Raw genomic sequence first — 25,868 nt, 5'->3', positions numbered from 1 at the left:
CGCGGTCCTCCGAATCCGAAGTCCTCCGAATCCGCCCAGGGGAGTCGCGCTGCACCCTCCTGGTGCTGTATAAGTTTATTGAAACAACAAATCACCGACGACGCTGAAGGAACATCATGAGTCTCACCCCCACCCGTGCCGACAAGTTCTCGTTCGGACTGTGGACCATCGGCTACAACGGCACCGACCCGTTCGGCGGCCCGACCCGTCCCCAGCTCGACGTGGTGGAGGCGGTGCACAAGCTCGACGAGCTCGGCGCCTACGGCCTCACCTTCCACGACGACGACCTTTTCGCCTTCGGCTCGACCGACGCCGAGCGCCAGAAGCAGATCGACCGCCTCAAGCAGGCGCTCTCCGACACCGGCATCATCGTGCCGATGGTCACCACCAACCTGTTCTCGGCTCCGGTCTTCAAGGACGGCGGCTTCACCTCCAACGACCGCGCCGTGCGCCGCTTCGCGCTGCGCAAGGTGCTGCGCAACATCGACCTGGCCGCCGAGCTCGGCGCGAAGACCTTCGTCATGTGGGGCGGCCGCGAGGGCGCAGAATACGACGCCGCGAAAGACATCCGCGCCGCCCTCGAGCGCTACCGCGAGGCCGTCAACCTCCTCGGCGACTACGTCACCGACAAGGGCTACGACATCCGCTTCGCCATCGAGCCGAAGCCGAACGAGCCGCGCGGCGACATCCTGCTCCCGACGGTCGGCCACGCCCTCGCCTTCATCGAGACGCTGGAGCGGCCGGAGCTGGTGGGCGTGAACCCGGAGGTCGGGCACGAGCAGATGGCGGGCCTCAACTTCGCCGCCGGCATCGCCCAGGCGCTGTACCAGGGCAAGCTTTACCACATCGACCTCAACGGGCAGCGCGGCATCAAGTACGACCAGGACCTGGTGTTCGGCCACGGCGACCTCCAGAACGCGTTCGCGCTCGTCGACCTGCTCGAGAACGGCGGCCCCAACGGCGGACCCGCCTACGAGGGCCCGCGTCACTTCGACTACAAGCCGTCCCGCACCGAGGACATCACGGGCGTCTGGGACTCCGCAGCGGCCAACATGCGCACCTACCTGCTCCTCAAGGAGCGCGCGCAGGCGTTCCGCGCCGACCCGGAGGTTCAGGAGGCGCTCGAGGCATCCCGCGTGACCCAGCTGTCGCAGCCGACCCTCGGCGAAGGCGAGTCGTACGACGACCTGCTGGCCGACCGGAGCGCCTTCGAGGACTTCGACGCGGCTGCGTACTTCGGCGGCAAGGGCTTCGGCTTCGTGCGCCTGCAGCAGCTCGCCCTCGAGCACCTCCTCAACGCGCGCTAACCGCCCCGCCCCGCCCCGCCCCTCCGCCTCCCCCCTCCGCCTCCGCCTCCGCCTCCGCCTCCGCCCACCGTCGAGTCCACACTTTTTGCACGTTCTCGCGCCGAAAACGTGCAGAATTCGTGGACTCGACGGCGGGTGGGAGTGGGCTTGAAAGGAACTCCGTGACGCTCGTCGTTGGGGTCGACTCGTCGACCCAGAGCTGCAAGGTGGTCGTCCGCGACCTCGAGACCGGTGCGCTGGTGCGCTCGGGGCGTGCCGCACATCCGGACGGGACGGAGGTCGACCCGGCCGCCTGGTGGTCGGCGCTGCAGGAGGCGCTGGCCGAGGCGGGCGGGCTCGACGACGTCGCCGCGATCTCGGTCGCCGGGCAGCAGCATGGGATGGTCGTGCTGGATGCAGAGGGTCGCGTGATCCGCGACGCCCTGCTCTGGAACGACACCCGTTCGGCGCAGGCCGCCCGCGATCTGATCGACGAGGTCGGCGCGGAGGAGTACGCCTCTCGGGTCGGCGTCGTGCCGGTCGCGTCCTTCACAGCGACCAAGCTGCGCTGGCTGCGCGACGCGGAGCCGGAGAACGCCGCCCGCGTCGCGGCCGTCGCCCTCCCCCACGACTGGCTGACCTGGAGGCTGCGCGGCTACGGCCCGGAGGGCGAGAGCGAGCTCGGCCCGGACTTGGAGGCGCTCACCACCGACCGCTCGGACGCCAGCGGCACCGCATACTGGGGCGCCGCCTCCGGCGCGTACGACCTCGACCTGTTCGAGCGGGCGCTCGGGCGGCCAGGGCGGGAGGCGGGGTCGGCCGACGCACCGGCTGCTGCTGCTGGGTCCGGCGTCGTGGTGCTTCCGCGTGTGCTCGGCCCGTCCGAGGCGGCCGGACGCACTCCCGCTGGCGTGCTGGTGGGACCGGGAGCCGGAGACAATGCCGGAGCCGCCCTCGGACTCGGTGCCGCGGAAGGCGACGTCGTCGTCTCCATCGGCACCTCGGGCACGGTGTTCGCCGTGACGGACGCGCCCATCGCGGACGCCTCGGGCACGGTCGCCGGCTTCGCCGACGCGTCGGGTCTCTCCCTGCCGCTCATCGCCACGCTCAACGCCGCCCGCGTGCTCGGCTCGATCGCCGGGCTGCTGTCCGTCGACCACGACGGACTCGCGACGCTCGCCCTCTCCGCAGAGCCGGGATCGGGCGGTGTGGTGCTCGTTCCGTACTTCGAGGGCGAGCGCACCCCCAACCTCCCGGACGCGAAGGCCAGCATCCACGGGCTCACGCTCGCCTCGACGACCCCCGCCAACCTGGCGCGCGCAGCGATCGAGGGGATGCTCTGCGGACTCGCCGACGGCCTCGATGCCGTGCGCGCGGCCGGGGTGCGCGAGCGCCGCGTCCTGCTCATCGGCGGCGCAGCGCAGAACCCGGCCGTCGCGCAGGTCGCCGCGCAGGTGTTCGACGCGCCGATCGAGGTTCCCGCGCCGGGCGAGTACGTCGCCGACGGCGCAGCCGTCCAGGCGGCGTGGGCACTGACCGGAACACGGCCCACCTGGAGTGTCGAGACCTCCGCCGCCCTCCCCGTCGACACCCACCCCTCCATCCGCGCCGCCTACGCCGCCGCCCGCGCCTGACTCCCGCCCCCTCCGACCTCCGCTCCCCACCGTCGAGTCCGCAAACTTTGCACGCGCGCACGGCGTGTCGTGTGCAGAATCTGCGGACTCGACGGTGGGGAGAGGGGAAGCGGTCAGAGGGCGGCGGCGGCGCGGGCGGCGAGGGCGGCAGGCGTCTCGGCGATGTCGAGGGTGAGGTGCTGCTCGTCGTCGGCGGGCGGCTCCAGCGTGGCGAGCTGCGACTGCAGCATCCCCGACTTCATGAAGTGGTGCTCGCGCGACGCCAGGCGCTCGGCCAGCAAGTCGGGTGAGCCGGTCAGGTGCACGAACACCACCTCGTCGCGCCGCAGCACATCGCGGTAGCGCCGCGCCAGGGCGGAGCAGGCGATGACGACCGAGCGGCCGGTCCGCAGGCGCTCGTCCATCCACGCGGCCACGGCGGCGAGCCAGGGAGCGCGGTCGTCGTCGGTGAGCGGGATGCCCGCCCCCATGCGCTCGACGTTCGCCGCCGGGTGCAGGGCGTCACCCTCCAGCAGCTCCCAGTCCAGGCGCTCCGCGAGCAGCTCGGCGACAGTCGACTTACCGCACCCCGCCACCCCCATCACGACGACCGCGCGGGCGCTCACCCCAGTCCGCCCACGAACAAGCTCAGCAGGAGGACACCGGTCAGCCCGACGAGCGAGATCAGGCACTCCAGCACCGTCCAGCTCTTCAGCGTCTGCGGGATGCTCAGGCCCAGGTACTCCTTCACCAGCCAGAACCCGGCGTCGTTCACGTGCGAGAAGAACACGGAGCCGGCTCCGATCGCAAGCACCATGAGGGACACCATCGGCGTCGAGAGGTGCTCGGTGAGCGGCAGCAGAATGCCGGCTGCGGTGACCGTCGCGACCGTCGCGGACCCGGTCGCGACGCGGATGAGCGCCGCGACCGTCCACGCGAGCAGCAGCACGACGATGCCGCTGGCGCCGGTCGCCCAGCCCGCGATGACCTGCCCGATTCCGGTGTCGACGAGGACCTGCTTGAAGCCGCCGCCGGCGCCGACGATGAAGATGATCCCGGCGATGGGCGGAAGCGATGCGCCGAGGCTTGTCGAGATCGCTTTACGGTCCATCCCGCCGCCGACTCCGAGCAGCAGGAGGCCGGCGAGGACGGCGACGGTCAGCGCGATGACCGGCGTGCCGAGGAAGTCGAGCACGACCTTCCACACCGGCGAGGCGGTCGGCGAGGCGATGTCCGCGACCGCCTTGCCCAGCATGAGCACGACCGGCAGCAGGATGCTGGCGAGCGCCGCCGCGAACGTCGGGCGCCGGCGGGTCTCGCCCTCCTCCGGAACGAACAGCGCCGGGACGCCGACCGGCACCCACCTCGCCGCAAGACGGCTGAACAGCGGCCCGGCGATGGCGATGGTCGGGATGGCGACGATCACGCCGAAGGCCAGGGTCAGCCCGAGGTTGGCGCCGAGGGCGCCGATCGCGACGAGCGGGCCGGGATGCGGCGGCACGAGTCCGTGCATGGCGGAGAGGCCGGCGATCGTCGGCAACGCGATCCGCATCAGCGGGAGCCCGGAGCGGCGCGTCACCAGGATGATGACCGGCATCAGGAGCACGAGACCGACCTCGAAGAACATCGGCAGGCCGATGATCGCTCCGACCGCGCCCATCGTCCAGGGCAGGAGCCGCGCACTGGTCCGAGACACGAGAGTGTCGACGATGCGGTCGGCGCCACCCGAGTCAGCGAGCAGCTTGCCGTACATCGCGCCGAGGCCGATGAGCACGCCGACGCTGCCCATCGTGTTGCCGAAGCCCGTGATGAAGCTGGCGACGGCCGTATCCGCCGCCATCCCTCCTGCAATGCCTGCGACCAGGGAGCCGAGGAGGAGCGAGAGGAAGGGGTGCAGCTTGAGCCAGGTGATGAGTACCACGATCACGGCGATACCGGCGATCGCCGCAATGATGAGCTGCCCCTCGGGGGCTGTCGGTTGGGGAGTGGGGGCGGGGGCCGCTGCGGTGAGCAGCGTGAGCATCGATGTAGTCATGAACGTCCTCGGTCGTGATGCGGGTAGGGCACGAACACTCTAGGAATAAATCTGATTTGTGTCTAATCAATGAAGGTATTAGCTGATGTATCCGTGGGGCGAGCCGCTTTGACCCGACGTGTCCCGCCGCCGATAATGAAGTGTGACCCAGCCAGCGCCCGGCTCCCTGCATGAGCAGGCCATTGCGTCGTTGGGCGCCCGGATCGTCTCCGGCGACATCCCGGTCGGGACGGTCCTGACGCCCGAGGGGTTGGGCATCTCCCGCACCGTCCTCCGCGAGTGCATCCGCGTGCTCGAGTCGCTGGGTCTCGTGCAGGCCCGCCGGCGACGCGGGACGGTCGTCCTGCCCGCCGGCCAGTGGCAGGCCCTCGACCCCCGGATCCTGGGCTGGCGCCTGGCCGGGCCCGACCGTCTCGACGCGCTCGGCGACCTCAGCGAACTCCGGCTCGCCGTCGAACCGGTCGCAGCCCGGCTGGCGAGCTCGCGGGCGACACCTGAGCAGTGCGGCGCGCTCACAGCGGCGATCGTCGGGATGTCGGCGACCCAACGCTCCGCCGACCGAGACGAGTATCTGGCCCACGACCGGGACTTCCACCGGATCCTGCTGGAGGCGTCCGGCAACCCGGTCTTCGCGGCGCTCAACAGCGCCGTGGCGGAGGCGCTCAACGGGCGGACAGCTCACGCCCTCATGCCCCACAATGCCAACCCGGAGGCGATCCGGCTGCACGAGGAGGTCGCCGCCGCCGTCCGCCGGGGAGACGCGGCCGCGGCGGAAGACGGCATGCGGGCCATCGTCGAGGAAGCGGACGCCGCCGTGCAACGGGTGGCGCGCTGAGTCCGCGCTCGTGCGATCAGGCGCCCGTGCGCGACCCGCGTCCGGCCGTCAGCGCCGGCGCAGCCGAGGTCCGACGACCCACGCGACCAGGCACAGCACCGCCGCAATGGCGAACGCGCCGACGAACGGCCAACCGCCGGGAAGCCCACGCAGCGCAGCGAACACGATCGCGGTCGCGGCCAGCGCCACCGCCGACCCCGTCGAATCGGCAATGGTGAGCGCCGAACTGTTGAACCCCTGGTCGTCAGGGTTCGAGTACTCCAGGGTGAGCACGCCGAGCCGCGGGTAGAGGATGCCCATCCCCGCCCCGGCGAACGCCCAGCCGACCACCACGATCGCCGGGTTCAGGTGCCACAGCGCCGTTGCGATGAGGGAGGCCAACGCGATCGTCAGACCGAGCGCTCCGAGGCGGGCGGCCAAGCCGTGGCCGATCCCCGGAAAGCGACCCTGCACCCAGGATGCGCCCGACCAGGTCAGCCCGGCGGCTGTCAATGCGAGCCCGGCGATCGCCGCCGAGAGTCCGTACTGGGTGACCATGATCAAGGGCACGTACACCTCCGACGCGAAGAACGTCCCGGCGACGAGCGCGCGCATCAGGATGACGCTCGGGAGGCCGCGGCGAGCGCGGAGTGTGCCCACCGGGATCAACGGCCGGATCGCAAAGGCGGCGAGCACAGCGGCCAGCGCCGGGGCGATCCACAGGACGGGCCCGGTCGCCTCCGCTGCGAGGGTCAGCGCCAGGACGGCGGCGGCGAGCAGCACCGCCCAGAGCAGCCGGGCGGCGCGGAAGGGCGCGGGCGACAGCGGAGCGCCGAGGACTGCGCGCATCACGGGGACGACCATCAGCATCGCCAGGGCCGTCAGCACGACCACGCCGAGGAACACCCAGCGCCAGCCGACGGTCTCGGCCAGCACTCCCGCGATGAAGGGTCCGATCAGCGACGGGATCACCCACGCGGCCGCGAACCCGGCGAAGATCTGCGGGTGCAGCCGCGGCGGGTAGACACGCGCGACGATGACGTAGAGGACGACGGTGAGCGCCCCGCCACCCAGGCCGTGGACGAGCCGCCCGACGACGAAGATCGGCATCGTGGAGGCCGTGCCGGCGATGAGCAGGCCGGTCATGAACAGGGCGACGGCGGCGATCAGCGGCGACCGCGGGTTGCTGCGGTCGGCCCACGCTCCGGCCGACACCATCCCGACGACGCCGACCGCCAGCGGACCGGCGAAAGCGAAGGCGTACAGCGCGGCGCCGTCGAGCTCCCGGCTGATCGCGGGCATGACCGTCGTCACCGCGAGCGCTTCGAACGCGGCGAGGGTGATCAGCAGGCACATCCCGATACTGGTCCACCGGAACTGGGGACTGAGCACGCCTCCGGCCGTGGCCGGTGGTCGGGATGCGGAGCCTGCGGACACCGATTCCACGTCGCGCGAGCTCATGGCGACCAGCCTAGGCCGAACCTCCGACGGGCGAACCGCCGATCGACCGAGCCGACGTCCCTGCGGTACCCCGGGCGACCGCGCTCACGTACGCTGCGCGGTGGACCTCCGCACGATCAGGTCGGGCAGCAGGCTCACGGCTGTCGGCTCCCGGCCGCCCTCGATCTCGGCCACCAGGCTCTCGACGCTGCGCCGTCCGAGCTCTGTGAAGTCCTGCAGGACGGTCGTGAGCGGCGGCCAGAAATGGGCGGCCTCCGGGATGTCGTCGAAGCCGACCACGCTCAGGTCGTCGGGGATGCGGCGGCCCCGCTCGTTCGCTGCGTGATAGACGCCGAGTGCCATCTGGTCGTTGGAGGCGAACACGGCGGTCACAGCGGCGTCATCGAGCACGTGGAGGCCCAGGCGGTACCCGGATTCGGCCGTCCAGTCGCCCTCCCGCACCGACGGGGCCTCGAGCCCGGCCTCCCCCAACTCCGTGCGGTACCCGTGCGCGCGTGCCTGCGCCTCGAACCAGGTCAGAGGGCCGGAGAGATGCACGATGCGCTCGTGTCCGAGATCGATCAGGTGCCTGGTGGCCGCCCGGGCGCCGGCCACCTGGTCGACCGTCAGCTCGCGCTGCAGCGAGGAGGCCCCGCCTTGCAGCGTCACGTACGGCACATCGAGCGCCGCCGTCTCCAGCTGCTCGATCACCACCTCCTGGGGAGCGATGACCACGATGCCCTCGACGGACTGGGCGAGCAGATGGTCGACGCCCGCGGCGATCGACTCACGGCTGAGGTCCGGGAGCTGGGCGACGGCGACCGAGTAGCCGGCCGTGCGCCCGGCATCCTGGATGGCGTTGATGCTGGACACCGGCCCGTACAGAGCCGCGGCCGACGTCGAGAGGACGCCGATGGTGCGCGACCGCGCGGTGACGAGGGCGCGGGCGGCGCGGTTGGGGCGGTAGTGGAGTTGCAGCATCGCGTCGCGCACGCGCTGCCTGGTCGATTCCCGGATGCTGGCGTGCCCATTGATCACGCGTGAGACGGTCTGATGCGAGACTCCGGCCAGCGCGGCGACGTCGCGCATGCTGGGGGCGCGCTGATGCTCCGTCATGCTGAGCCCCTCCTGCTCTCGCGATCGGCCGGCGTGGCGGCGAGAGCTGGGGCCCGCCTCGCGGCTGCCCCTATTATGCGCGATCCGCGGCCGGGCGACTGAGGCCACGGCGCCGCGACGAACGGGCGAACATCCCCACGATCACCGCCACCAAAGCGACCCCCGCGGGGAAGACGAGGTGCCATCCGGCCAGCAGGAGCAGTCCGGCGGCGAGCAGACAGGAGACAACGGCCATCCACCAGCCGACCGATCGCGTAGGAAGCAGCCGCACCGCGGAGGCGACGCCCAGCCCGTAGACCGCAGCTGCGATGCTCGTCTGCACCAGGATGAACGGCTGCAGATCGCCGCTCGCCAGCACGACGACGGAGTACAGGGCCATGACGACCGCCGAGAGGAGCAGCCCCCGACGGGCCACCGCTCCGTTCTCGACCCCGCGCCCGAACCAGGCGGGCAGGTCGCCGTCGCGTCCCATCGCCGCACCCAGCTTGCTGAACGCCGCCAGGTAGGCGTTGAACACTCCGGTCACCACGATGGCCGCGATCACCGCGACGACCACCGCACCGCCGCGGCCGGTCGCCACCTCGACCAGGTCGAGGAGGGGCACCGGGCTGGAGGCCGCACGGTCGCCCAGCACCGTGACGGTCACCGTCTGGATGGCCAGGTACGCGACCGAGACGATGATCAGTGCGAGGGCGGTGGCCCTCGGGATGTCGCGGCGCGGGTCACGGAACTCGCCGCCGATCCCGGCCACGGCCTCCCACCCGGCGAACGCCCAGATGTAGAGGCTCATCGCGAGGCCGACACCCGCCCAGCCGTGCGGGAGGAGCGGCTGCAGGTGGGCGGCTTGGCCGTGCGGGGCTGCCGCCGTCAGTACGAACAACAGGACGGCTACGAGAGCTCCCGACAGCACGAGCTGGACGGAGGCTGCGAAGCGGACACCGAACGCCGTCACGACGACCGGGATCACCATCAGGCCGACGGCGATGAGGGTCGTCGTGGCTCCGTCGCCTCCCATCACGGCCACCACGTAGCGGGCCGTCATGAGCGCCGCGATCGGCGCGCCGATCGACGCCCCGAAGAAGAACCAGTAGCCGATGATCCTGGCCGCATCCGGCCCGAAGGCGCGGCGGGCGAAGGTGGCGACGCCGCCCGCGTCCGGGTGGCGTCGTGCCAGCGCGGCGAAGGTACCGGCCAGCGGGACCGAGATGAGGGCCAGCGCGGCCACGGCGATGATCGCCCCCGGCCCCGCGGCAGCGGCCGCGAGCGCCGGTAGCACGAGGATGCCCGTGCCGAGCACCGCAGCGATGTACAGCGCGGTGCCGCCGGCCACACCCAGCCGGCCGTGCGGTGCCGCCGGGACGCGCGGGTCGGGGAGCTCGTGCTCCGCGCCGGGCGCGGGCGTGGTCGAGGGCCCGCGTTCCGTCATGATGCCATGATGGCGCGGACCCCCGACATCGGTCGCTTCAGGAGGTCAGGTCGTAGAACGTCACCCCGTCCACGGTCTGCGCGGTGAACGTATCGGCCACCCACGCTGCGATCTCACTCGACGCACTGCTCCCGCCGTTCGACTGGCCGCCGACGCCTCCCGCGATGAAATAGTGGATGCGGCCGGCGGCGACGTAGGCCTTGAACTGCGCCAGCGTGGGCGACGGATCGGAACCGTTGAAGCCTCCGATCGGCATGATGGCCTCCTGGGTCGCGAGCTGATACCCCGCGGCCGAGTTGGAGCCGATCGCGGCGGCCGCCCAGGTGTAGCGGGACGCGTCGCTCTTCAGGAGCGCGGCGATCTTCGTTCCCACGGTGCCTGAGCCGAGGAGCGAGCCCATCCCACCGCCTGCCGCGCGGCCGGTGGTCCCGGTCGCCGCTCCCGGAGCCGCCGCGCCGCCCGGCGCTGCACCCGCGCCGCCCGGCGCAGCACCCGCACCACCTTGCGCGGCGCCGCCGCCGAACCCGCGTCCACCGCCCGGTCCGCCCATCCCGCTCGCCACTGCGGGTCCCGCAGTGACGATCGACCCGGTGTGCGCGGTCGTGATCGTCTCCATCGTGTAGGCGAAGGGAGCCAGCAGCCCCGCGATGAGCGCAGCGGCGATCGTCGGAACCGCCAGAGCCCGGCGCGGCGGCAGGAGGAGCAGCACCGCTGCCACCACGGAGACCAGGAGCACTACGACCTTCAGCCAGGGCAGCCAGTCCGCGGCTCGGCTGAGCAGCACCCAGGCCCACACGCCGGTGCCGAGCACGACGACCGCGGAGACGATGCGCACCCAGAGCCGCCGGCGCCCCCGCCAGGCGAGGGAGGCGCCGATGGCGACCACTCCGGCCAGCGGCGGGGCGAGCGCAACCGTGTAATAGGCGTGGAAGATGCCGGCCATGAAGCTGAACGCGAGGGCGGTGACCACCAGCCACCCCCCGAAGACGACGAGCGTCGCGCGTCGCGCATCCGTTCGGCCGACCCGCCGCCCGAGCACGAGGGCCACCACGAACAGCACGAGCGCTGCGGGGAGCAGCCAGGTGATCTGACCGCCGATCTCGTTCTCGAAGAGCCGCAGGATGCCGGTCGCACCCCACATCCCTCCTCCGGTGTTCCCTCCTCCGCCGCCGGTCACCGAACCGGTCTCCGCTCCGGTGAGCCGGCCGAGCCCGTTGTAGCCGAAGGTGAGCTCCAGGAAGCTGTTCGTCTGCGACCCTCCGATGTACGGCCGGAGGGAGGCGGGCACGAGCTCCACGATGGCGACCCACCAGCCGGCGGAGACGACGACGGCGGCGAGCGCTGCCAGGAGATGGGCGAACCGCTTCCGCCACAACACCGGGGCCGCCGCCAGGTAGACGCCGGCGAGCACGGGCAGGATCAGGAATGCCTGGAGCTGCTTGGTCAGGAACCCGAAACCGACGGCGACGCCGGCCCAGACCACCCAGCGGAGGCGCCCGGTCTCGATGCCGCGCAGGGTCAGGTACGCCGAGAGTGTCAGCAGCAGCACCAGCAGCGCGTCCGGGTTGTTGAAGCGGAACATGAGGGCGGCGACCGGCGTGATCGCGAGCACCCCGCCGGCGAGCAGCGCGGTCTGCGCCGAGAAGCGGCGACGGACGATCGCGTAGACGAGGCCGACCGTCGCCACCCCCATCAGCGCCTCCGGGACCAGGATGCTCCACGAGCTGAGCCCGAACAGGCGCACCGAGAGGGCCATGATCCACAGGCTCGCGGGCGGTTTGTCGACCGTGATGGAGTTCGCGGCGTCGCTCGAGCCGTAGAAGAACGCCTCCCAGTTCTCGCTACCCGCCTGCACAGCCGCCGAGTAGAAGGAGTTGGCGTAGCCGCTGGCCGCAAGGTCCCAGAGGTACAGCAGCGCGGTGACGGCGAGGAGGCCGAGCAGGGCCGGACGCTCCCAGGTCGCGGCTCCTGCGCGGCCGCGCAGCAGACGGAGCAGCATCCCGCGCAGGCGCCCAGGAGGCGAGGCCGCCGACGGCGGGGAGGACACGGTCGCGGGGGTCGTGGTGGTGGCAGTCATGGCGATCACTTCTTCTCTGTCACGGTGAGGACGGGGGCGGGGGCGGGGACGGATACGGGACCGGCGACGGGCGGAGCCGTCGCCGCCGGCCGCCGGCGTGCCGAGCGGAACACCCAGAGCCGGAGCAGCACGAACCGGAGCAGGGTGGCGACCAGGTTCGCGACGGTCAGCACGATCAGCTGCACGTGCGCGGACGCCTGGGGTGCGGCCGTGTGCAGGACCGCCAGCGATCCGCTGGTGAGGCCCCACGCGATCCCGAAGACGACGAGTCCCTGGAACTGGTGACGCACCATCCCCGGACCGTTCACGCCGAAGGTGAAGCGGCGGTTCGCCCAGGTGTTGGCGACGGCGGTGACGAGCAGCGCGGCGAAGTTCGCCGCCTGCGGGGACATCACGCCCTGGAGGAGCAGGTAGAGCAGCGCGTAGGCGACCGTCGAGAGCACTCCGACGACGCCGAAGCGGAGGACCTGGCCGAAGAAGCCCGGCGGCGAGGGAGGCGCGAACGGGCGTCTGCCCAGTTCGGCGTAGACGGAGTCCAGCGGGATCCGGCCCCGTGCCAGGTTGCTGCCGACCCGGAACATGCCCTTCAGGTCTGCGCGGGCCGTCCCGACGATGTCCACCGAGCTGTCCGGGTCGTCGATCCAGTCGACCGGGATCTCGTGGATGCGCAGGCCGGCGCGCTCCGCCAGGATGAGGAGCTCGCTGTCGAAGAACCAGCCGTCGTCCTCGACCAGCGGGATCAGCCGCTGAGCGACCTCCCTCCGGATCGCCTTGAACCCGCACTGCGCGTCGCTGAATCCGACGGCGAGGGTGCGACGCAGCAGGAAGTTGTAGCTCCGGGAGATGAACTCGCGCCTGCCTCCGCGGGTCACCCGCGCGGAGCGGCCGAGACGAGTCCCGATCGCCAGGTCGGAGTGCCCGGACAAGAGGGGCGCGACCAGCGGCGGCAGGGCGGCGAGGTCGGTTGACAGGTCCTCGTCGAGGTAGACCAGCACCTCGGCCGGCGACGCGAGCCACACCTGTTTGAGCGCGCGGCCGCGCCCCTTGAGCGGAAGGTGCACCGCGTCGACGCCGGGGAGCACCCGGGCGAGGGAGTCCGCGATGCCGGGCGTGGAGTCGGTGCTCGCGTTGTCCGCGATCGTGATGCGCCAGCTCCACCCGATCGAGCGGGTGAGGTAGTCGTGGAGGCGGTTGATGGACGTCTCGAGCGTCGCCTGCTCGTTGAACACGGGGACGACGACGTCGAGCGCCAGGACCGGCGGTTCGGGGATGGAGGTTTCGTGCGTCATGCCGACACCCTCGCGTCGTGACATTCCCGTGACCTTTCGCGGCGGTATGGCGCTCTGATGCGTCTCCTCCGCACTTTCTATGCGCTCACTCTCAGCCGCTTGAAGGTTCCGCCGCCCGCCCCGCCGCGGGAGGATGACGACGAGGAGGGCGCGTGCTCGGACTGGAACTGCTCGTCGTGATCGGCGTGACCACCCTGCTGACGAAGGTGATCGCCCGCCGGATCGGCGTCGCCCAGCCGCTGCTGCTGGTGGCTTTCGGCGTGCTCATCGGGCTCGTCCCGCTGTTCCGCCACATCGAACTGGCGCCGGAGGTGGTGCTGTTCCTCTTCCTCCCGGCGATCCTGTACTGGGAGAGCCTCACCACGTCGCTGCGCGAGATCAGGTCGAACCTGCGCAGCATCGTCCTGATGAGCACCGGCCTGGTGGTGGTCACGGCCGCAGCCGTCGCGGTCCTCGCGCACAGCCTCGGCCTCCCGTGGGGTCCGGCCTGGGTGCTCGGAGCCGCCGTCGCCCCGACGGATGCGACAGCGATGACCTCGTTCACCCATGCGCTGCCGCGCCGCAACGTCACCATCCTCCGGGCCGAGAGCCTGATCAACGACGGGACCGCGCTCGTGCTGTGGTCGCTCGCGGTCGGATTCACCGTGGGCGACGCCGATGTGAGCCTCGGTGCGGTGACCGTCACGTTCCTGTTCGCCTACCTCGCCGCCGCCGCGATCGGCGCCCTCGTCGCCTGGGCGGCCATCCTCGCGCGCCGGCGGCTGCGCGACGCGATCACGCAGAACATCGCGATGCTTCTCACTCCGTTCACGGCCTACCTGCTCGCGGAGCTCATCCACGCGTCGGGTGTGCTGGCGGTGGTCGTCGCCGGACTCATCATCAGCCAGGCCGCGCCGCGGATCGGCGTCGCTGAGGGGCGGCGGCAGTCCGACGCCTTCTGGTCGTTCTCGACGTTCCTGCTCAATGCGAGCCTGTTCGTCCTGGTCGGGATCGAGCTGCCGCGGTCGGTCGGTGAACTGGCCACCCGGGACCTCGGCTTGGGGCTGGTCGCCATCGTCGCCGTCACCGTGGCGATCGTGGCGGTGCGGTTCGTCTTCCAGTTCGCCACGGTGTTCCTGATCCGCCTGCTCGACCGCCGCCCGAAGCAGAAGGCGAGGCGCATGAGCAATCGCTGGCGCGTCGTCAGCAGCCTGTCGGGCTTCCGGGGCGCGGTCTCCCTCGCCGCCGCGCTGGCCGTCCCCGCCACGATCGGCTCCGGACATCCCTTCCCCGGCCGGGACTTCATCGTCTTCGTCACCACTGGAGTGATCATCGTGACCCTCGTCGTCCAGGGCCTGGTGCTGCCCGGCCTGGTCCGCTGGGCGAAGCTGCCGGGCGACGAGGCCGTCGGACACGAACTGCGGCTCGCCGAGACGACCGCCACCCGCGCGGCACTCGACGAGCTCCCGCAGCTGGTGCGTCGGCTCGGTGTCGACCCCGAGCTCGGCGAGCGCATCCAGAACGAGTTCGAGGAGCACCTGGAGCTGCTGGAGGCCGAAGACGAGTCGGAGGGCGGCGAGGAGGCCGTCGAGCGCAGCCGCCAGGACACCGAGCTGCGCCTGGCGCTGCTTGCCTGCAAGCGCGAGGAGGTCGTCCGGTTGCGCGACGAGGGCGAGATCGACGACATCGTCCTCCGCGACGTGCAGCGCCGCCTCGACGTGGAGGAGGTGCGGCTCACCGGCCGTGAGCCCGGCGAGTGACGGGCCTTCTCGGTGCACCGCCGCGCGTCTACGATCGCCCTGAGAGCATCCGGGAAGGGGTGTGCCATGACCGACGCCAAGGAGAACTGGCCGGAGACGCCGTCGGGCGAACCGGTGGATGTCGACGCGATCGCCGAGGGCGGCGACGATGAACCGTATGACGCGGACGGCGTCTTCGAGCCGGAGCACGACGAGTTCGACCCGCTGGAGGACGACAGCGGCAACTGACGCACGGCACCTCTTGTCCCCCGGTCCTGTACCCCGCTAGTGTCGGTCTCAGACAGGCGGCACCGGGGGAAGGAGTGCAGCGTGACGACTTTCGAGACTCCGATCGGCAACGTTCCGAAGGTGGGGGCGGACGTCCATCTGGTCCGGTGGGTGCGGACCGCGGACGGCTGGGCGAGCGAGACGCTGCTGTGCACCTATGTGGCCTGCACACCGGACGCCTGGATCGTCGACTCCCGCGGCGAGCAGATGGAGCTGGCGCGCGACGAGTGGTCGCAGTTCGCCTTCTAGAGACCGGCCTGACCTGCGAGGATCTCCACGGCCACCCGCCAGTCCCTCGCGGGGATGCCGTCGCCGGCGTCCTCCTCGCCGGGAAGGCGCGCGACGAAGGCGGGCCACAGCTCCCCCGTGGTGTGCACCTCCTCGATCAGGCCGAGGTACTCGCCGCCGTAGTAGACCTCCCACGCGGCGGTGGCGGTCGGGCTGTACATCAGGGTGAGCGGCAGCGAGCCGTAGGTGTAGACGGCGTGCTGGTGCGCGAGCTCCTTCTCCGTCATGACCGCAGAATAGGCGCGATCGCGTGCGCACGGAAGGGCGCGTGACGCGCAGTGGCGGCGGTCATGCGACGACCAGGTCGTCGTCCTCCGACTGCTCGTGGGTCGCCGTGACGACGTGCGCCACGACGTCGCGGATGCGCCCACGGCGGGCGAACGCGGCGCGCTGCCGGCCGGCTCCTCCCCCGGTCTGCTGGATGCGCTCCAGGCCCCGACGGACCACCGCCAGGTCGCCGTTCGCCTCGAGCGCCGCCGAGGTGTGCCCGAGCAGCGCCTGCACGGCCTCCCCCGCGGAGGCCTCCCGCCAGGTGACCGGGTGCGGAAGCATCCCGGCGACCCCGGTGAGTGCTGCCTGCCATTCGGCAAGGCGCAGGGCTGCGGACGGGACGGCCGCCGGCGCGACCCCGGCATGCCACTCGGCGACGGCCGTGTCGACCAGCGCCCGGACGATGGCCGCGATCGTGGCGGCGTCCCGGGGATCGAGGCAGACATCGGCGACGCGGATCTCGACGGTGGGATGCTTCCGCGAGACGCGCGCATCCAGGTACAGCATCCCCGTGTCGAGGATGACGCCGGTGTCGACCAGGAACCGTTCGAACCGGTCGTACGCCTCCACCGATCCGAAGACGTCGGTGGGTCCTGCGCTCTGCCACTGGTGCCAGGCGACGAACCGGTAGCTCGCGTGCCCTGTGTCGGCGCCGCCGAAGAACGGCGAGTTGGCGCTCAGCGCGAGCAGCGTGGGCAGCCAGGTGCGAATGCGGTCCAGCACCGCGACGCCCTCCTCGCGCGACTCGATGCCGACGTGGACGTGGAAACCGCAGACGAGGGTTCCGCGCGCCGTCAGCCCGTAGCGCTCGATCATGGTCGCGTAGCGCGGGTCCTCCGTGACATGCGGGCGCAGCCGCATCGGCGACATGGCCACCGCGGCCGCACGGGCGCCGTGCGTTCGGGCGAGACCGTCTGCCAGTTCGCGCCCTGCGATGATGTCGAGCAGCAGTTCGCCGGTCCGGAGCTGCGGACGCGTCTGCGTCTCGATCATCTCCTGCTGGATCTCGGCACTCACCGAGGGTCCGTCGATGACCGGCGGGGCGTCGGCGAGCAGCAGAGGCGCGACGGGCGAAGCCGCCCCGCGCTCGTCCACCAGGAGGAGCTCCTCCTCCACCCCGAAAGTCCTCACCCCTCCACTATCGGTGGCGCGCGGCACCCGGACAAGCCCCCGCCTCCCGTGAATCCGCCCAGGAGATCCCGCGCAGTGGTCCGGTCGCGCCCAGGGTGCCGATGCCGATTAGTTGCGCGTTTGCGGCGCATCCATGTGGATTCCCTCATATACCATTTGCCGGGCGCTGAGGCTTCCCCTATAACTGACTCTGCCACGCAACGAATCGTCGTCGCGCAGGCACGAGCGAGGAGTCGCCATGTGGGACACGACGGCACGGGTGCCGTTCAGCGAGACGCTGCTGACCGAGCGCGGCGACGACGCCGCGCGGGCCCGGCTGCTCGCCCTCATCACGCAGTGCCCCGGCATCACCGTGGACGAGCTGCACCTCCTCGGCCTCCCCGGCCTCTTCGCCGACCTGCGCTGCCTCCACCGGACGGGCCACGTGGAGGCCGACCCGACTCCCCCGCGCTTCTTCGAGCGGGCGACGCGCCTGTACCCGGTGGCCGTGCACGATTCGTGACGAATCGGTGCCTCAGCGCCGCGAGACGCCACATTCGTCACGAATCGGGATGGGGTAACGCCGCATTCGTCACGAATCGGCGGGCGAGACTCAGCCGACGGTGAGCGTTCCGTCGGCCGCCAGCGTCCACCCGGGGTTGTACGCCACCTCCCAGACGTGGCCGTCGGGATCGGCGAAGTAGCCGGAGTAGCCGCCCCAGAACACCCGCTCGGCCGGTTTCAGGATGCGCGCGCCGGCCGCCGCGGCCTGCGCGAGCACGGCATCCACGTCGCCCTCCGACCGCTGGTTGCAGGCGAGGGTGATGCCACTGAACGCACCGTCGATCGGCAGCCGGGCGTCCTCCGCCAGATCGTCGCGGCCGAAGAGAGCGAACGCCATCCCGGGCAGCTGGTAGAAGACGACGCCCTCGGGCGCGTCCGCGGGCACCCAGCCCAGCCCCTCCTCGTAGAAGGCGCGCGAGCGCCCCAGGTCGGAGACGCCGAGCGTGACGAGGCTGATGCGTTGGTCCATGCGGCGAGGTTAGCGCCGGCTACCGACCGAGCGCCTGCTCCACGTCCTCCAGCAGGTCGTCGACGTCCTCGATACCGACCGAGAGCCGGACGATGTTGTCCGCGACTTCGAGGGGCGTTCCCTTCACCGAGGCGTGGGTCATCTCCGACGGATAGCCGATCAGCGACTCCACGCCGCCCAGTGACTCCGCCAGCTGGAACACGTGGGTCGACTCCGCGAACCGGCGCGCCGCCTGCGCACCCCCGGCGAGCGCGACGGACAGCATCCCGCCGAAGCCGCTCATCTGCCGCGCCGCGAGGTCGTGACCGGGGTGGTCCGGCAGCCCCGGGTAGTACACCGTCTCGACCCCGGCGTGACCGACCAGCGCCTCCGCGATCGCCTGCGCGTTGGCGCTGTGCCGACGGACCCGCACCTGCAGCGTCTTGATGCCGCGGACGGTGAGCCACGCATCCATCGGCGAGGAGACGGCGCCGGCGGCGAACTGGAGGAACTGGGCCTTCGCGGCGAGCTCCTCGTCCGCGAACACGAGCGCCCCGCCGATCACGTCGGAGTGGCCGCCCAGGTACTTGGTCGTCGAGTGCACGACGACGTCCGCCCCGAACGAGAGGGGCTGCTGCAGGGCCGGGGAGGCGAACGTGTTGTCCACGACGACGACCGCGCCGACCGCATGCCCCAGTTCGACGAGCGCGGCGATGTCGCTGATCTTCATCAGCGGGTTGCTCGGCGTCTCGATCCAGAGCATCCGCGTGCCGTCGGTTCCGAGCGCCGTCCGCACGGCATCCAGGTCGGCGAGGTCGACGGTCGTGTTGCGGATGCCCCACTCGCTGTGGATGCGGTCGATCAGCCGGTGGGTGCCGCCGTAGGCGTCGTTGCCGAGGACGATGTGGTCGCCCGGGCGCAGTGCCGCCCGCAGCAGGGCGTCCTCCGCCGCGAGGCCCGACGCGAACGACAGCGCGCGGACGCCGCCCTCCAGCGACGCGAGCAGGGTTTCGAGGGACGTGCGCGTCGGGTTGCCGCCGCGGCCGTACTCGTAGCCGTTGCGGAGGCCGCCGATGCCGTCCTGGACGAACGTCGACGTCTGGTAGATCGGGGGGATGATGGCGCCGGTGGTGGGGTCGAACTCCTGACCCTCGTGGATGGCGCGCGTGGCGAAGCCGTGTGTCATGGTCGTTTTCTTCCGTCTCGCGTGGTGCGTCTGAGGCAGCGTCAGTCGCTGAAGTAGTTGAGGAGGTCCTGGCGGGTGAGCACCGCGACGGGCTTGCCGCCGTCGGTGACCAGGAGGGCGCTGGCGCTCGCCAGCGCTGCTCGCGCCGCCGTCACCGACTCGTTCATGCCGATGAGCGGCAGCGGTTCGCCGAGGTGCGTGCCGACGGAGTCGCTCATCTCGGCGTGCCCGCTGAAGACCGCGTCCACCAGCGAGCGCTCGTCGAGCGCGCCGGCGACCTCGCCCATCATGACGGGCGGCTCCGCGGTGAGGACCACCAGTTGTGAGACGCCGTAGGTGTTCATCGTCTGGATGGCGTCGCGCACCGTCTCCGACGGGTGCGTGTGCACCAGGTCGGGCAGGTCGCCTCGCTTGGTCTTCACGACGTCGTGCACCGTCGACTCGTCGGGCACCTCGCTGAAGCCGTAGGACTGCATCCACCGGTCGTTGAATATCTTGGCGAGGTAGCCGCGGCCTCCGTCGGGCAGGATCACGACGACGATGTCGTCGGCGCTCAGGTCCTTCGCGGCTCGGAGCGCGGCGACGACGGCCATGCCGCTGGAGCCGCCGACGAGGATGCCCTCCTCGCGCGCCAGCCGACGCGTCATCCGGAACGCCTCGGCATCGCTGACCGCGATCACCTCGTCGACGACCTCGGGGTCGTAGGCGCCGGGCCAGAAGTCCTCGCCCACGCCCTCCACCAGATAGGGGCGGCCGGTGCCTCCCGAGTAGACCGAGCCCTCCGGATCGGCGCCGATGATGCGCACGCGCCCCTCGGACACCTCCTTCAGGTACCGTCCTGTCCCCGTGATGGTGCCGCCGGTCCCGACGCCCGCGACCAGGTGGGTCACGCGTCCGTCGGTGTCGCGCCAGATCTCGGGACCGGTGGTCTCGTAGTGGCTGCGCGGCCCGTTCGGATTGAAGTACTGGTTGGGCTTGAACGCCCCCGGAATCTCGGCGGCGAGCCGGTCGGACACCGAGTAGTAGGAGTCGGGATGCTCGGGCGGCACCGACGTGGGCGTCACCACCACCTCCGCTCCGTAGGCGGTGAGGACGTTGATCTTGTCCTCCCCCACCTTGTCGGGGAGGACGAACACGCACCGGTAGCCGCGCTGCTGCGCGACCAGGGCGAGCCCGACTCCGGTGTTGCCGCTCGTCGGTTCCACGATGGTGCCGCCGGGCGCAAGCAGCCCGTCCTGCTCCGCAGCGTCGATGATGCGGGATGCGATGCGGTCCTTCGACGAACCTCCGGGGTTCAGGTACTCGAGTTTGACGAGCACCGTCGCCGCGATTCCGTCGGTCAGCCTGTTGAGCTTCACGAGCGGAGTGTCGCCGACCAAGTCGATGATGGTCTCTGCGTACTTCACCCGACCCACCTTAACAGCGCGGCCCGTCGCGGACGAGCCCGTGACGGGCCGCCCTAGAATCGCCTCATGTCCGTGTCCGAGCTGTCGTCCGTCGCTCAGGACTACCTCAAGATCATCTGGACCGCCACGGAATGGTCGGATCGGCCGGTCACCGTGAAGCAGCTGGCCGAGCGGATGGGCGTGCGGGCGGCGACCGTGTCGGACGGCATCCGGCGGCTGGGCGAGCAGGGGCTGGTCGCGCACGAGCGGTACGGCGGCGTCGAGCTCACGGACGCCGGCCGCCGGCACGCCGTGGCGATGGTGCGCAGGCACCGGCTGATCGAGACCTTCCTGGTGGAGGAGCTCGGCTACGGCTGGGACGAGGTGCACGACGAGGCGGAGGTGCTGGAGCACGCCGTCTCGGACGACCTGGTGGAGCGGATGGACCGCCGGCTCGGCTTCCCGGCGCGCGATCCGCACGGCGACCCCATCCCCACTGCCGACGGCACCCCCCGCCGGCCGGACGCGGTGCCGCTGCTCGCGGCCCCTCCCGCCGCGTCCCTCACCGTGGTCCGGATCTCGGACGCCGACCCTGCCGTCCTCCGTTCTCTCGGCGAGCGCGGCATCGGGCTGGACACCGCGCTCACCGTGGAACGGCATCCCGCCTTCGCCGGCGTGCTGACCGTGTACGTCGCCGGCGCCGCGGTGACACTCGGCGAGGCCGAGGCCGCCGCCCTCTGGGTGGCTACCCGGCCGGTGCCGTAGGACGCACGCGGAGTGAGTGCGCCCGTTTGTAACGTGCGCTACGGGGCGCGCAGGCGCGAACGTGACGCAGGGGCGCACACGCGGCTGGCGAGCTAGCCGCCGGTGACGGTCAGCACGACGAGGACGAGGTTGAGCACCACGACCAGGCCGGCCACGACCGCGCCGAGGATGCGCGTCCAGACCGGGTCGACGGCGTCGCCCATGACGGCCCGGGAGCCGGTCAGCCGCAGCAGCGGGATCATCGCGAACGGGATCCCGAGGCTGAGGAACACCTGCGACAGCACCAGCGCCCACGTCGGGTCCACGCCGAGGGCCAGGATGACGACCGCCGGGATGAGGGTCACCACCCGACGGGCGAGCAGGGGCACCCGCAGCTTCAGCAGACCGCCCATGATCGTCGCCCCCGCGTAGCTGCCGACCGACGTGGAGGCCAGGCCCGAGGCGAGGAGGCCGACCGCGAACACGATACCGACGGCCGGGCCCAACGCCGAGGAGATCGCAGCGTGGGCGCCCGCGATGGTGTCCGTCCCGGCGACACCGCGCAGCGACGCAGCGGCGACAAGCAGCATGGCGATGTTGACCGCACCGGCGAGGACCAGCGCGAGCACCACATCCAGCCGGGTCGCCCGGAGCAGTGTGCGGATCCGGCCGGCGTCGTGCTGCTCGTCCGGTGTCGCGCCGTGCCGGTCGCGCGCCAGTGCCGAGTGCAGGTAGATCGCGTGCGGCATGACCGTCGCGCCGAGCATGCTCGCCGCGAGCAGCACCGTCGGGGCGCCGTCGAACCGCGGCACCAGACCGCCGGCCGCCTGCCCCCAGTCGATGGGACTCACGAAAAGCCCGGCCAGGAAACCGACCGCGATGACCGCGAGCAGCCCGAGGATGACCGCCTCGAACGGCCGCTGACCGCGCCGCGTCTGGACCGCCAGGATGCCGATCGCTACGACCCCGACGATGAGACCGCCGAGAGGCAGCGGGAGGCCGAACAGCAGATTGAGCGCGATCGCGCCGCCGATCACCTCCGCGATGTCGGTCGCCGCGGCCACGAGCTCGGCCTGCACCCAGTACGCCCGCCGCGCGCCCGTCCCCAGCCGCTCCCCCAGCAGCTCCGGGAGGCTGCGCCCGGTGACGATGCCGAGCTTCGCCGAGCGGTACTGTACGAAGACGGCGATGGCGTTCGCGGCGACGAGCACCCAGACCAGCAGGTACCCGTAGCGGGCGCCGGCGGTCAGGTTGGCGGCGACATTGCCCGGGTCGACGTAGGCGATCGCGGCCACGAAGGCCGGCCCGAGCAGCAGCAGGATGCGCGCGGGCGCGGCGCGGGGGCGGCGCTCGGTGACGTCGACGCTCATCCGGCCTCCCCGCCTGCTCGCGAAAGTTAGCCCAGTCTAACTCTCACCGCGGCCTGCGCGGCCTACTCCTCCAGGACCACCGTCTCGGTCTGCTCGCGGTACAGCCGCGAGTAGACGCCGCCGAGGTCGAGCAGCTCGCGGTGGGTGCCGTGCTCGACGACCTGCCCGTGGTCGATCACGAAGATCACGTCGGCCGAGACGATCGTCGAGAGCCGGTGGGCGATCGCGATGGTGGTGCGGCCGCTGGAGGCCGTGTCCAGCGCCTGCTGCACCACCCGCTCCGAGATGGTGTCGAGCGCGCTGGTGGCCTCGTCGAGGATCAGCACCTCCGGGTCCTTGAGCAGCACGCGGGCGATCGCGATCCGTTGCTTCTCGCCGCCGGAGAGCCGATAGCCGCGCTCCCCGACCACGGTCGCATAGCCGTCGGGGAAGCCGGCGATCGTCTCGTGGATGTTCGCCCGCCGGGCCGCATCCTCCAGCTCCTCGTCGGTCGCGTCGGGCCGCGCGTAGCGCAGGTTCTCGGCGATGGTGGCGTGGAACAGGTACGTCTCCTGGCTGACCACCCCGATGTGCGAGACCAGCGACTCCTGCTGCAGGTCGCGGACGTCCGCGTCGCCGAAGCGGATGTGGCCGCTCGTCGCGTCGTAGAACCGCGGGATCAGGTACGACACCGTGGTCTTGCCGGCGCCGCTCGGGCCGACGAAGGCGGCGAACTCGCCGGGCCGGATGACGAAGGAGACGTCGTCGAGGGTGTTGCGCTCGCCCTCGCGCGCGTCCGGGTAGCGGAACACGACGTGGTCGAACTCGATGCGCCCCAGGTCGCGCGCCGGGTCGACCGGCACCGCGTCCGTGCGGTCGGCGATCGCCGGCTTCAGGTCGAGGTACTCGAAGATGCGGGCGAAGAGCGCGCCCGAGGTCTGCAGGTCGAGCGCGACGCGCATCAGCGCGAGCAACGGGAAGAGCAGTCGCGCCTGCACGGTGGTGAACGCGACGATGGTTCCCGCCGTGATGTCGGGCGCACCGCCGAGGATGAGCCAGCCCGAGACCAGGTAGACGATCGCCGGGATGGACGAGAGGAACACGTTCACCATCGCGAAGAACCACTGGCCGCTCATCGCCTGCGACACCTGCAGGCGGATCTGGTTGCCGTTCTCGTCGGAGTAGCGCTGCACCTCCGCGCCCTGCCGGTTGAAGCTCTTCGACAGCAGGATGCCGGACACGCTCAGGGTCTCCTGGGTGATCGCCGTCATGTCCGACAGCGACTCCTGCGTCTTCGTGGCGATCCTGGCGCGGACCTGGCCGACCCGGCGCTGCGCGATCACCAGGATGGGCATCAGCACGACGGCGACGATCGTCAGCTGCCAGTTGAGCAGGAGCATCGCGACGAGGGCGGCGATCACCGTGACGGTGTTGCCGAGGATGCTCGACATCGTGTTGGTCAGGACGCTGGCGACCCCGCCGACGTCGTTCTGCAGCCGCGATTGGATGATGCCGGTCTTGGTCCGCGTGAAGAAGCTCAGCTCCATGGACTGCAGGTGCGAGAACAGCCGGATGCGCAGCGCGCCCATCACCTTGTTGCCGACGGAGGCCGTCAGGTACGTCTGCCACACGCCGAGCAGGGCGGAGGCGACGAAGACGACGAGCATGATGACGACGATCTCGACGAGCACCGGGAGGTCGGGCTTGCCGCCGGGCGGGAACAGCCCGTGGTCGAAGGCGCGCTCGGTGAGCAGCGGAGGGACGACCGTCAGCGCGGCGCCGACGAGCACCAGCGCGATGGTGACGACGATGGCCATCCGGTGCGGCGCGAACAGCTCGACGATGCGGCGGAACAGATGCGGGATCTTCGGCGCGCCGGCGTTGATCGCCCGCTGCGCCTCGGCGTCGCCGCCGCTGATGCGCCCGCGGCCGCCGCCACCCATGCCGCGCATCCCGCTCATGGATTCAGCGTAGCCCTCCCTCGGGGGTGGACCGGGCCGGGGTCCCGCGTGACGGAACCGTGATGCAAGCGCTTGACGTAAACGCTTGCATGACGCGCGACGGTCGGGGTACGGTGAGCCCGGGCGCAGCCGCGCCCGCACCAAGAGCTCAATGAGGAGTGAAATGAAAGCAGCGCGTCTCTCCGTGATCGCCGGTGTGGCCCTGGCGAGCCTCGCACTGGCCGGATGCACCGGTGGCGGCGGGTCGGGTAGCGGCGGCGGCGACGCCGGCGCCAACACCGACAGCAAGGGCCCGATCACCTACGTGCAGGGCAAGGACAACTCCAACGTCGTCCGCCCGCTGATCGAGAAGTGGAACGCCGCCCACCCGAACGAGAAGGTCACCTTCAAGGAGCAGACCGACCAGGCCGACCAGCAGCACGACGACCTCGTCCAGCACTTCCAGGCGAAGGACTCCAACTACGACGTGGTCGATGTCGACGTGGTCTGGACGGCAGAGTTCGCCGCCAAGGGCTGGCTGCAGCCGCTGACCGGCACGTTCAAGATGGACAACTCGTCCCTGCTCGCGCCGACCGTCAAGTCGGGTACCTACAACGGCACGCAGTACGCCGCACCCCAGACCTCCGACGGCGGCATCCTGTACTACCGCAAAGACCTGGTCACCACCCCGCCGAAGACGTGGGATGACATGCTCAAGGACTGCGACATCGCCAAGGCGCAGGGCATCGGCTGCTACGCCGGGCAGTTCGCGCAGTACGAGGGCCTCACGGTGAATGCAGCCGAGGCGATCAACACCAACGGCGGCACCATCGTCGGCGAGGACGGCAAGAAGGTCACCGTCGACTCGAGCGAAGCCAAGGCGGGACTCACCCGGCTGGTGGACGGCTTCAAGAACGGGCAGATCCCGGCAGAGGCCATCACCTACCAGGAGGAGCAGGGCCGGCAGGCGTTCGAGGCAGGCAAGCTGCTGTTCCTGCGCAACTGGCCGTACGTCTACAACCTGGCCAAGACCGACGGCTCGTCCACGGTGAAGAACACCTTCGGGATCGCACCGCTGCCGGGCGTCACGGCCGGCAAGCCGGGCGTCTCGAGCCTCGGCGGTCACAACGCGGCTATCAGCGTGTACTCCAAGCACAAGGCGACCGCGTTCGAGTTCCTGAAGTTCCTGCAGAGCGAGGAGACGCAGAAGTTCTTCGTGACCCAGGGATCGCTCGCACCCGTGGTGTCGTCGCTGTACGACGACCCCGCGCTGAACAACCAGCTGCCGTACCTGTCGACCCTGAAGACGTCGATCGCCAACGGCGTGCCCCGTCCGGTGTCGCCGTTCTACCCGGCCATCACCAAGGCCGTTCAGGACAACGCGTACGCAGCGCTGAAGGGCGACAAGACGGTCGACCAGGCGCTGAAGGACATGTCCTCGGCGATCCAGACCGCCACGGCGGGCTGAGCCCGGCCGGAATC

General features: G+C 71.0%; 23 protein-coding genes. 9 read left to right on the top strand and 14 right to left on the bottom strand.

The window, feature by feature from the left end:
- Window positions 1-116 precede the first annotated feature (116 nt).
- A complete protein-coding gene (gene xylA / locus SB754_RS01980; protein WP_410780676.1) occupies window positions 117-1,307 on the top strand; it encodes a xylose isomerase in 1,191 nt (396 codons plus the stop codon).
- A 161-nt stretch (window positions 1,308-1,468) separates the two neighbouring features.
- On the top strand, window positions 1,469-2,920 hold the full coding sequence (gene xylB, locus SB754_RS01975) for a xylulokinase (RefSeq protein WP_410780675.1): 1,452 nt from the start codon (window positions 1,469-1,471) through the stop codon (window positions 2,918-2,920).
- Window positions 2,921-3,033: 113 nt separating this feature from the next.
- Here xylB and SB754_RS01970 read toward each other — a convergent pair whose 3' ends face one another.
- Together SB754_RS01970 and SB754_RS01965 are read right to left on the bottom strand one after the other, a co-directional pair.
- Entirely contained in the window at window positions 3,034-3,501 is a 468-nt protein-coding gene (locus SB754_RS01970) for a gluconokinase (protein ID WP_410783243.1), read from the bottom strand.
- Between the two features lie 20 nt (window positions 3,502-3,521).
- Entirely contained in the window at window positions 3,522-4,934 is a 1,413-nt protein-coding gene (locus tag SB754_RS01965; protein ID WP_410780674.1) for a GntP family permease, read from the bottom strand.
- Window positions 4,935-5,076: 142 nt separating this feature from the next.
- Here SB754_RS01965 and SB754_RS01960 point away from each other — a divergent pair, with 142 nt between their 5' ends.
- Window positions 5,077-5,769 (top strand): FadR/GntR family transcriptional regulator, encoded by a 693-nt coding sequence (locus tag SB754_RS01960; RefSeq protein ID WP_410780673.1) that lies wholly within the window; start codon window positions 5,077-5,079, stop codon window positions 5,767-5,769.
- Between the two features lie 48 nt (window positions 5,770-5,817).
- Here the strand turns inward: SB754_RS01960 and SB754_RS01955 are convergent, their stop codons facing one another.
- The 5 genes from SB754_RS01955 to SB754_RS01935 all read right to left on the bottom strand — a co-directional run bounded on the left by SB754_RS01955 (window position 5,818) and on the right by SB754_RS01935 (window position 13,096).
- Window positions 5,818-7,209: an MFS transporter gene (locus tag SB754_RS01955; protein WP_410780672.1), complete on the bottom strand. Its 1,392-nt coding sequence runs from the start codon at window positions 7,207-7,209 to the stop codon at window positions 5,818-5,820.
- Between the two features lie 84 nt (window positions 7,210-7,293).
- The gene (locus SB754_RS01950; RefSeq protein WP_410780671.1) at window positions 7,294-8,304 is read right to left on the bottom strand and encodes a LacI family DNA-binding transcriptional regulator; all 1,011 of its coding nucleotides are present in this window, start codon (window positions 8,302-8,304) and stop codon (window positions 7,294-7,296) included.
- A gap of 73 nt (window positions 8,305-8,377) precedes the next feature.
- On the bottom strand, window positions 8,378-9,730 hold the full coding sequence (locus tag SB754_RS01945; RefSeq protein WP_410780670.1) for an APC family permease: 1,353 nt from the start codon (window positions 9,728-9,730) through the stop codon (window positions 8,378-8,380).
- Window positions 9,731-9,767: 37 nt separating this feature from the next.
- A complete protein-coding gene (locus tag SB754_RS01940) occupies window positions 9,768-11,807 on the bottom strand; it encodes an ArnT family glycosyltransferase (RefSeq protein ID WP_410780669.1) in 2,040 nt (679 codons plus the stop codon).
- 5 nt (window positions 11,808-11,812) lie between these two features.
- Complete coding sequence (locus tag SB754_RS01935) at window positions 11,813-13,096, bottom strand: glycosyltransferase (protein ID WP_410780668.1); 1,284 nt, start codon at window positions 13,094-13,096, stop codon at window positions 11,813-11,815.
- A 152-nt stretch (window positions 13,097-13,248) separates the two neighbouring features.
- On the opposite strand from SB754_RS01935, the gene SB754_RS01930 reads away from it, so the two are divergent.
- From SB754_RS01930 to SB754_RS01920, 3 genes are all read left to right on the top strand, one after another.
- Window positions 13,249-14,835 carry a Na+/H+ antiporter gene (locus SB754_RS01930; RefSeq protein ID WP_410780667.1) on the top strand — a complete coding sequence of 529 codons (1,587 nt, stop codon included), beginning with the start codon at window positions 13,249-13,251 and terminating at the stop codon, window positions 14,833-14,835.
- A gap of 66 nt (window positions 14,836-14,901) precedes the next feature.
- Window positions 14,902-15,063, top strand: a complete 162-nt coding sequence (locus SB754_RS01925; protein WP_410780666.1) for a hypothetical protein — start codon at window positions 14,902-14,904, stop codon at window positions 15,061-15,063.
- A gap of 81 nt (window positions 15,064-15,144) precedes the next feature.
- Window positions 15,145-15,351 (top strand): hypothetical protein, encoded by a 207-nt coding sequence (locus SB754_RS01920; protein WP_410780665.1) that lies wholly within the window; start codon window positions 15,145-15,147, stop codon window positions 15,349-15,351.
- Here the strand turns inward: SB754_RS01920 and SB754_RS01915 are convergent.
- Both SB754_RS01915 and SB754_RS01910 read right to left on the bottom strand, forming a co-directional pair.
- Window positions 15,348-15,617: a hypothetical protein gene (locus SB754_RS01915; RefSeq protein WP_410780664.1), complete on the bottom strand. Its 270-nt coding sequence runs from the start codon at window positions 15,615-15,617 to the stop codon at window positions 15,348-15,350. The genes SB754_RS01920 and SB754_RS01915 overlap by 4 nt on opposite strands.
- 61 nt (window positions 15,618-15,678) lie before the next feature.
- The gene (locus tag SB754_RS01910; RefSeq protein ID WP_410780663.1) at window positions 15,679-16,791 is read right to left on the bottom strand and encodes a glutamate--cysteine ligase; all 1,113 of its coding nucleotides are present in this window, start codon (window positions 16,789-16,791) and stop codon (window positions 15,679-15,681) included.
- A gap of 238 nt (window positions 16,792-17,029) precedes the next feature.
- On the opposite strand from SB754_RS01910, the gene SB754_RS01905 reads away from it, so the two are divergent.
- Window positions 17,030-17,293: a hypothetical protein gene (locus tag SB754_RS01905; RefSeq protein WP_410780662.1), complete on the top strand. Its 264-nt coding sequence runs from the start codon at window positions 17,030-17,032 to the stop codon at window positions 17,291-17,293.
- 90 nt (window positions 17,294-17,383) lie between these two features.
- Here SB754_RS01905 and SB754_RS01900 read toward each other — a convergent pair whose 3' ends face one another.
- Genes SB754_RS01900 through SB754_RS01890 form a run of 3 tightly spaced genes read right to left on the bottom strand, consistent with a single transcriptional unit; the run spans window position 17,384 to window position 20,374 of the window.
- The gene (locus SB754_RS01900; RefSeq protein WP_410780661.1) at window positions 17,384-17,803 is read right to left on the bottom strand and encodes a VOC family protein; all 420 of its coding nucleotides are present in this window, start codon (window positions 17,801-17,803) and stop codon (window positions 17,384-17,386) included.
- 19 nt (window positions 17,804-17,822) lie between these two features.
- On the bottom strand, window positions 17,823-19,007 hold the full coding sequence (locus SB754_RS01895; protein ID WP_410783242.1) for a cystathionine gamma-synthase: 1,185 nt from the start codon (window positions 19,005-19,007) through the stop codon (window positions 17,823-17,825).
- Between the two features lie 2 nt (window positions 19,008-19,009).
- Window positions 19,010-20,374 carry a cystathionine beta-synthase gene (locus tag SB754_RS01890; RefSeq protein ID WP_410780660.1) on the bottom strand — a complete coding sequence of 455 codons (1,365 nt, stop codon included), beginning with the start codon at window positions 20,372-20,374 and terminating at the stop codon, window positions 19,010-19,012.
- A 66-nt stretch (window positions 20,375-20,440) separates the two neighbouring features.
- Here SB754_RS01890 and SB754_RS01885 point away from each other — a divergent pair, with 66 nt between their 5' ends.
- On the top strand, window positions 20,441-21,118 hold the full coding sequence (locus SB754_RS01885; protein WP_410780659.1) for a metal-dependent transcriptional regulator: 678 nt from the start codon (window positions 20,441-20,443) through the stop codon (window positions 21,116-21,118).
- 92 nt (window positions 21,119-21,210) lie between these two features.
- Here the strand turns inward: SB754_RS01885 and SB754_RS01880 are convergent, their stop codons facing one another.
- Together SB754_RS01880 and SB754_RS01875 are read right to left on the bottom strand one after the other, a co-directional pair.
- Complete coding sequence (locus tag SB754_RS01880) at window positions 21,211-22,467, bottom strand: Nramp family divalent metal transporter (RefSeq protein ID WP_410780658.1); 1,257 nt, start codon at window positions 22,465-22,467, stop codon at window positions 21,211-21,213.
- Window positions 22,468-22,529: 62 nt separating this feature from the next.
- Window positions 22,530-24,407 (bottom strand): ABC transporter ATP-binding protein, encoded by a 1,878-nt coding sequence (locus SB754_RS01875; RefSeq protein ID WP_410780657.1) that lies wholly within the window; start codon window positions 24,405-24,407, stop codon window positions 22,530-22,532.
- 163 nt (window positions 24,408-24,570) lie between these two features.
- Here SB754_RS01875 and SB754_RS01870 point away from each other — a divergent pair, with 163 nt between their 5' ends.
- Window positions 24,571-25,854, top strand: coding sequence for an ABC transporter substrate-binding protein (locus tag SB754_RS01870; RefSeq protein WP_410780656.1), 1,284 nt, complete (start codon window positions 24,571-24,573; stop codon window positions 25,852-25,854).
- The last annotated feature ends 14 nt before the right edge of the window (window positions 25,855-25,868 follow it).

Source organism: Leifsonia sp. SIMBA_070 (assembly GCF_046534635.1).
Classification (GTDB): Bacteria; Actinomycetota; Actinomycetes; order Actinomycetales; family Microbacteriaceae; genus Leifsonia.
The sequence above is the reverse complement of the archived record's forward strand: the minus strand, read 5'-3'. Positions and strand labels throughout refer to the sequence as shown.